The sequence below is a fragment of the Pseudomonadota bacterium genome, from assembly GCA_034660915.1.
GTDB lineage: Bacteria > Desulfobacterota > Anaeroferrophillalia > Anaeroferrophillales > Anaeroferrophillaceae > DQWO01.
Window position 1 is genome coordinate 1 of sequence record JAYEKE010000017.1, and the last position, 6,032, is coordinate 6,032.

The following is a 6,032-nucleotide window of genomic DNA, read 5'->3' on the forward strand; positions in this document are numbered from 1 at the left end:
CGGTTAAGCAAAAGGAGCTTGCCAGGATTGTCAGGCAGGTACTGAATAAATGAGGAGGTTAATTATTAACTTCTGAGAAATGTAAATGTCTGCTATAGTTTTAGAAACTCCCAAAAATTAATAATTATGCTAAGAATCAAATAGTGTAACGCTAAATTTCTATCAGTGACAAAATAGTGTAACGGGCAGACATCCCGCTGCTTACCCCGCCCAAAAATTTAATAAATACCCCGCCTATCCAGCTTTTCGTTGGCATCCCTGGAGTTTGTTAATAGCTGCCAAAGGCGTTACACTATTTTGAAAATCTGGGTAAAAAATACCCGTTACACTATTTGATTCTTAGCATAAGGCTGGTTATGTGATAGCCGAACACGCCGTTAAGCATCGTGGTTTCAAAAAACCGGCACTTTTACTGGAGGATACAGGCTGGGGTAAATCAAACCACAGAACAATGAGTGCCGCATTGAAACAAAATCAGTTAGCACCGGCAGTGACCAAATGGTTCAATTGGGGCATCAATGAGAATGCCGTCCGTATCATGCTTCGTGAAATTGCCCAAAGCGGCGCTGACTGCATCTTTCTGGTTGCCAACGCACCGGAAGGCAAAACCTTTGCCCGGGCTATGGGGTCATTACCGGAAGATTTATGCCTGCCGATTTGCAGTCACTGGGGAATTACAGGCGGTGATTTTGCCGAATCCACCGGCATCGGGACCAGGACAAAGATCGATCTTGAATTCATTCAGACAAGTTTTTCGTTTATCAATAACGACAACGATAATGATATCTATGTTTTAAATGATGCAGAGAAGAATATATGTTAAAGACTATTTCTTTTGCCCTTATTGCCAATATCGACGTATTCCTGCTGCTTTCGTTAGCGCCTTCCCGAATGAAATTGCGGTGGTTGTGTATTGTGATTGCTCCTTTTTTTCATATTCTCATGTGTCTTGCCGGCTGGGGAGTTGCCGCGCAGATAAGGCCATGGGTACCAACGGCAGTTTTCATATCTGTTTTTATTCTTTTTATTATCGGAGGGATTTTACTCACAAAACTATATCAACCGGGGCAGGTCAATCAGAATGGCACTTCTTCAATTATGAATTTGACCGTAATAATCTTTTTTGCATCTCTTGATGCCTTTGTTATCGGTTATGCTTATTATCTGGTTAATACTCAATTACCTGCAGCGCTCATCAGCATGGGGCTAATCAGTACCGGGGCTGCATTAACAGGTTATTTTTTTTCATATTTTATAAACAGAATTGGAACTAAAAAATGATATACAATTCAGAAAACCCATCAACTGGTTTACATCGGAACAAGACTATTCAGTATGTCATTGTTGCAATGCTGTTCATTGCTATTGCTCCTTTTGTTTTTTCTTCATCATGGATAAGTTCGAGCGATGTTCACGCAACTATTGAGATGACCGGTTCCCTGATTGCGATTATAGCAGGATTTATCTGCATTATTTATTTCGATAGCAATCATAACACAGCCTTTCTAATCATGGGTTTGGGCTTCTTTATCGCCGGCAGTGAAGACCTGGTACATGGCTTTCTCGCTTTTAATAGAATCTGGGCTGCCTCTGGTGTTGACTTTAGCAAATTTATTCCGGGAACCTATGTCGTCGGCAGAATGTTACTCGCTCTGTTCGCAATAGGGGCTGTTCTTTTTGAAAGGATTGTTGATGATAAACACCAGCGGAAAAAAATAATGTGCATATTGATTCCTGCCAGCCTGTTGCTTGGAGGGCTTTTTACTTATATCGCATTCCAGATTCCGCTGCCACAATTTATTTATCCGGAGAAGTTGATATCCCGACCTGTTGATTTTATTTCGGCAATTGTGTTTCTTACTGCTCTTGTTCTTGTAACCAAGCGGCTTAAAGTAACGAATGATGTATTCTCACATTTCCTGATTTTGGCCTTGCTCCTGAATTTTGGCGGTCAAATATACATGTCTTTTTCCAAACAGCTTTTCGATATCTTTTTTGATGTAGCGCATATTGCCAATGTTCTGAGCTATGCAATGCCGGTTATCGGACTTTCCGCATTTATGATTGAGCGGCAACGTGAGTTGAATATAACGAAAGCAGAATTAAAAGAAAATCAAGAACGTCTGGAACTGGCAATGAATGCCGGCGAACATGGATTCTGGGACTGGAACATGGAAATTGATGATATTTATTTCAGTCCACGCTACTATACGATGCTTGGCTATGAACCGGGTGAACTTCCCATGCTAAAAGAGACATGGACAGGTTTAATGCATCCTGAAGACCGGAAAACAATTGTCCCAAAAATTCAAGAATATGTGGCAAATGCCGAGCCTTACGAAGTAGAGTTTCGTCTCAAATGCAAAGATGGTTCTTATAAATGGATAAAGGGTAAAGGTAAAGGTTTTGAAAGAGATGAAAATGGTAAATCTCGTAGAGCCGTAGGCATTTATGAGGACATCACAGATCGCAGGCGGGCGGAGGAAAATCTGCAAAAAGCCAAGGAGCAGGCCGAAACCGCCAACCAGGCCAAATCCCAATTCCTGGCCAATATGAGCCACGAGATCCGCACCCCTATGAACGCTGTCCTGGGTTTTGCCCAGGTCATGGAACGTGACCCTTCCCTGACTCACAAACAATCAGAGCATGTCAGTGCCATCAGCCGCAGCGGCAATCATCTGCTGGGACTCATCAATGATATCCTGGATATTTCCAAGATCGAGGCCGGAAAGATCGATTTCTCCCCGAGCGTGTTTTCCTTGCAGGACTTGCTGGGCGACCTGGAGATGATGTTTCGAACCCGGGCCGAGGCCAGGCACCTGCAGTTAACTATGGGCCGGGATGAAGGTCTGCCCTCCCATGTTCGTGCAGATGAGGACAAGGTGCGCAAGATCCTGGTTAATCTGCTGGGCAATGCGGTCAAGTTCACCGAACAAGGCGGGGTTGCCCTGGGGGTGCGAAGCGAGCCTGTCCAGGGACGGACAGAAGGGGAGGACAAATCCCTGCACCTGGTGTTTGAGGTGGAGGATAGCGGCCCGGGGATGCCCCAATCGGACCTGGAAAGGATCTTTGATACGTTCAGCCAGGCCCAAGCCGGGGCAAGGGCCGGGGGTACCGGGCTGGGGCTTGCCATCTCCAGGCAGCTCGCCGAGATGATGGGCGGCGGGATCACCTGTGAAAGCGAGCCGGGCAAGGGCAGCTGCTTTTGCTTTGACCTGTTGTGTGAGCCGGCCAAAGCCCATGAGAAAGAACCTCGGGAATCCCGTCGCGTGGCAGGACTTGCCTCCGGGACAGACCCCGTGCGTATCCTGGTGGTGGACGATAATGCCGCCAACCGCGACCTGTTGCACGCCCTGCTGCTGCCCCTGGGGTTCGAGATCCGGGAGGCGGAAAACGGCCGGGAGGCCGTGGAGATCTTCGAGGAGTGGTCCCCCCATGCCGTGCTCATGGATATGCGCATGCCGGTCATGGACGGCTACGAGGCCACCCGGCGCATCAAGGCCACCCAGGCGGGCCGGGCCACTCCCGTTATTGCGCTGACTGCCCAGGCATTTAAGGATCAAAAGGAAGAAATCCTGGCCACCGGGGCCTCGGCTTACATCAGCAAGCCCTTTCAGGAAGAGGAGTTTTACGAGGTCCTGGGGAAATATCTTGGCCTGAGCTTCGTGTATGAGGAGGAATCCGCCGGGGCCCAAAAACATCCCAGGGCCAGGGACCTTGCGCCGGAAGACCTGGCCGCGCTTCCCCGGGACCTGGTTCAGCCCATGCTGGAGGCCCTGGCCGAGGGCGACATAACCCGGCTGTTGGAGCTGATCCGTCAGGTGGAGCCCCTGGACAGGGACGCGGCCCAGGGGTTGAAGGCCCTGGCCGACCGTTACGACTACTCAACGCTGGAGAAATTGCTTAACAATGGAGGAAATGACAATGGATGATCAGGAACTTACCGCAACCATTATGGTGGTGGACGACACCCCGGAAAATCTCAATCTTCTCAGGGACATGCTTCAGGAGAGGGGCTATAGGGTGCTGGCCTTCCCCAACGGCCGGATGGCCCTGAATGCCGCGGCCAGGAATCTCCCGGATATAATCCTGCTGGACATCATGATGCCGGAGATGGACGGCTTCGAGGTCGCAAGACGCCTCAAGGCCGATGAGGCCCTGCAAGAGATCCCCATACTGTTCATCAGCGCCCTGGGGGAAACCGAGGACAAGGTCAAGGCCTTTGCCGAAGGGGGGGGTGGATTACGTGATCAAGCCCTTCCGGTTCGAGGAGGTCCATGCCCGGGTGGAAACACACCTGCGCCTGCGCAAAATGAGTCTCGAACTGGAGAGGCACAACCTGCACCTGGAAGAGTTGGTGCGAGAAAAGGTCCGGCAAATCTCTGTCTCGCAACTGGCCACCATCCTGGCGGTCTCCAAGCTGGCGGAATACCGGGACGACGACACAGGGCAGCATATCGAGCGCACGCGCACTTTATGCAGGATCATCGCCGAGCAATTGGGGCATAATTCGCCTTATGAAAAGGATATCAACAACGACTATGTGGAAAACATCTTTCACGCCGCATCCCTGCACGATATCGGCAAGGTGGGCATATCCGACAGCATCCTCCTGAAACCCGGCAAGCTCAGTGCCGAGGAGTTCGAGCTCATGAAGACCCACACCGTGATCGGCGCAAATGCCCTGCAGGCCGCACACTGCACGGATCCGGACAACGCTTTTGTGAACATGGGACTCGCTGTCGCGCGCTCTCACCACGAAAAATGGGACGGCACCGGGTATCCCGACGGGCTGGCGGGAGAGGATATCCCCCTGGCCGGCCGCATCATGGCCCTGGCAGATGTCTATGACGCCCTTAGAAGTAAACGCCCCTACAAAGAACCATTTTCCCATGAAAAGAGCCGCGGGATCATCCTCGAAGGCACCGGGCGGCATTTCGACCCCACGGTGATCGAGGCCTTCAAGGCGGTGGAATCCCGGTTTGCCGAGATCTATGAGCAGATGAGTGATGCAAAGTGACTCTTTAAGGAACAAGGTTGACATTGGATCAGGCTGAATGCCTGTGGAAAGGCGAAGCTGTACCTGAAGCCGATCCGGATGATACCAGAGAATTGTTGAATTACCGGTCTGCTTTTCAATTTGTATCCGAATGTTTGGATAGCGGTGATCCGATTAGCGAAGGAATGATTCGAGAGATTCATCGAAAGCTGGTTGAGGGAGTCCGAGGCGGCAAAGCTGATCCGGGAAACTCACTATCAAAGACTTTGAAGAACTTTGCCCGGAAGTGAACCGAAGAAGTTTGCAGCGAGACTTAAAAGCATTTACCGACAAAGGTTTAATCAAAGAAGCCGGAACCGGACCTACTGATCCAACACGCCATTACGTTTTATCATAAGGATGAGCTGGCGTCACTGGGACGCATCGTCAACGCCTATCTGGATCTGGCCGAAGAGCGCGCAAGGCGGAAAATCCTCATGACCATGGAAGATTGGTCCAGGCGCCTGGATATGTTCCTGGAGTTTGATGATCGTGAGATTCTGCAGGGCAGCGGAAGGTGACCGCCAAGCTGGCCAAGACCCATGCCCGGGATGAATTTGAAAAGTACCGCATTGTGCAGGACCGCCTTTTCGAGAGTGATTTTGACCGGGTAATCAAGCAGCTGCGGAACAAGCTCAGGGAAATTCAGCATTGTTGAATTGAGCCATTCCGGAGGATAACAAAGAACAGCCGTCCTATAAGAGTGAGGCGGCTGTTCATATTTTCATGGATTTCGGGCAGGGTTTATTGTCCCTGATGCTGATACATATGTACATCCTGCTGGGGGTAGGGGATAGAGATTCCTTCTTCGTCAAAGCGCAATTTCACCACTTCGGTGGTATCAAAGTAAACGCCCCAGTAATCGGTGCTGTTCACCCATAACCTGACAACAAAATTCACACTGCTGTCGGCCAGTTCGCCCACCACCACCATCGGTGCGGGATCGTTCAGGATTCTGCTGTCTTTACTGATCAGATCATCCAGTACCTGCCGG

Annotated in this window: 6 protein-coding genes and 2 pseudogenes; 7 read left to right on the forward strand and 1 reads right to left on the reverse strand. The window is 50.2% G+C overall.

Annotated elements, in window-relative coordinates; all coding sequences use genetic code 11:
• Positions 1–463: 463 nt before the first annotated feature.
• From U9P07_00715 to rhuM, 7 genes and pseudogenes are all read left to right on the forward strand, one after another.
• Entirely contained in the window at positions 464–823 is a 360-nt protein-coding gene (locus U9P07_00715) for a hypothetical protein (protein ID MEA2107930.1), read from the forward strand.
• Positions 817–1,281 (forward strand): manganese efflux pump, encoded by a 465-nt coding sequence (locus U9P07_00720; protein ID MEA2107931.1) that lies wholly within the window; start codon positions 817–819, stop codon positions 1,279–1,281. Before U9P07_00715 ends, U9P07_00720 begins: the two co-directional genes overlap by 7 nt.
• Positions 1,278–3,932, forward strand: a complete 2,655-nt coding sequence (locus tag U9P07_00725; protein ID MEA2107932.1) for a response regulator — start codon at positions 1,278–1,280, stop codon at positions 3,930–3,932. The genes U9P07_00720 and U9P07_00725 overlap by 4 nt, the downstream gene beginning before the upstream one ends.
• Before the next feature lie 67 nt (positions 3,933–3,999).
• Positions 4,000–4,173 (forward strand): annotated as a pseudogene (locus U9P07_00730) (response regulator).
• 73 nt (positions 4,174–4,246) lie between these two features.
• Positions 4,247–5,020: an HD domain-containing protein gene (locus tag U9P07_00735; protein MEA2107933.1), complete on the forward strand. Its 774-nt coding sequence runs from the start codon at positions 4,247–4,249 to the stop codon at positions 5,018–5,020.
• A 17-nt stretch (positions 5,021–5,037) separates the two neighbouring features.
• The gene (locus U9P07_00740; protein MEA2107934.1) at positions 5,038–5,289 is read left to right on the forward strand and encodes a hypothetical protein; all 252 of its coding nucleotides are present in this window, start codon (positions 5,038–5,040) and stop codon (positions 5,287–5,289) included.
• Positions 5,290–5,394: 105 nt separating this feature from the next.
• Positions 5,395–5,696 (forward strand): annotated as a pseudogene (gene rhuM, locus U9P07_00745) (RhuM family protein).
• Between the two features lie 86 nt (positions 5,697–5,782).
• On the opposite strand, the gene U9P07_00750 reads toward rhuM, so the two are convergent.
• A partial coding sequence (locus tag U9P07_00750) for a mechanosensitive ion channel (protein MEA2107935.1) occupies positions 5,783–6,032 on the reverse strand: 250 nt, incomplete at its 5' end.

Bases quoted from the DNA above. Each gene is read 5' to 3' on its own strand.
- U9P07_00725 (MEA2107932.1), top strand. From the start codon at position 1,278: ATGATATACAATTCAGAAAACCCATCAACTGGTTTACATCGGAACAAG.
- U9P07_00720 (MEA2107931.1), top strand. From the start codon at position 817: ATGTTAAAGACTATTTCTTTTGCCCTTATTGCCAATATCGACGTATTC.